1 protein-coding gene is annotated in these 1238 nt (G+C 29.2%); it reads right to left on the bottom strand.

The genetic code is table 11. The features are described 5' to 3' along the window. Positions 1 to 664 precede the first annotated feature (664 nt). Positions 665 to 958 carry a hypothetical protein gene (locus ACFIO3_RS13350; RefSeq protein ID WP_375606591.1) on the bottom strand — a complete coding sequence of 98 codons (294 nt, stop codon included), beginning with the start codon at positions 956 to 958 and terminating at the stop codon, positions 665 to 667. Positions 959 to 1238: the final 280 nt, after the last annotated feature.

Raw genomic sequence — 1238 nt, 5'->3', positions numbered from 1 at the left:
CCTATAAAGGAGAGGGAATGAGAATGCTTTTTAAAAGAATAAATTTACTAAATATTAATATAAACCAAAATATCTACGCAAAAAATTAGAAATAAAGAACATAATAAATGACGATAATGCCATTATAATAGACAATCTCCAACCTACGCCATTGAATATTTTAAAAGAAATGGCAATTATAGGAGTAATTATAATTAACATGCAAAACATTCTTACAATTTCATAGTGAATATCCATTATAACAAAATCCTAGTTATAGTATGTGATATCAATAGATACCTCTGAAAATTATTTTTTCAGTGTACTTGGAACTCATCCAATAAATATTAATATAAACCGAAATATCTACACAAACTATCAAGAATAAAAAACACAATAACTGACAATGAGGCTATTTTTATAGATAGTTTCCAACTGTAGCCACCAATTTTTTTTAAACCAATAGCATATATAGGGATAACGACAATGAGAATGCAAAACAGTCTTATGATTTCATAAAGAATATTCATTATAACAAAATCCTGATTATAAGAGGTGATCCGCAATAGATATCCCTGAAAAATATTTTATCCATAGATGTAGATATTTAACTTTGGTATATTCTTTCAAGTATACTTACAAAACTATTAATTTCAGAGATATCTTTGTCGCTATTCTCTATAAATTAGAACCAACACTCACGACCTTTTTCTATAAAGCCCCAAGCAGCACCTCCTATGTATCCCAATGACAAAGCTCCCATTCCACCTGTAAATGCACCTACTGGTCCCCCAGTTATACCACCTTGAATTGCACCAACTACTCCTGCCGGAAATCCTACTTCGCTGCCACGTGCATTCATGTGAGACATAAAAGCACCAGGACTACATGCATTTCCATGAGTAGGTCTTGAATTGTGCGAATGACCAAAAGAAGGCTTTGTCGCCATATGACCGAATGTGTTGAATGAACCAAACATATTAATTCTTCTTAATTATCTACATTAAAAGTAGTATCACAATGATACATTTCAAATGGCTATCGCGTATTTTTAGAGAAATGTCAAAGATAAATTTTAAAAATGTAAATAAAAATACTGTATAAATAATAACTATAATATGTATACATGAAATATTCTTCTTAAGAAGATAATAATATTATTTACAATATTTTAAAATATAAGAAATATTCCCTGTTTTTCCTTAATTAAAGTTTAAAATCAGAAAAATTGCGCATATGAAAAGTTGAAGTTTTTCTAT

This window comes from Bartonella sp. AD328YNZD (assembly GCF_042196425.1).
This window is presented reverse-complemented; position numbering and strand designations above follow the sequence as displayed.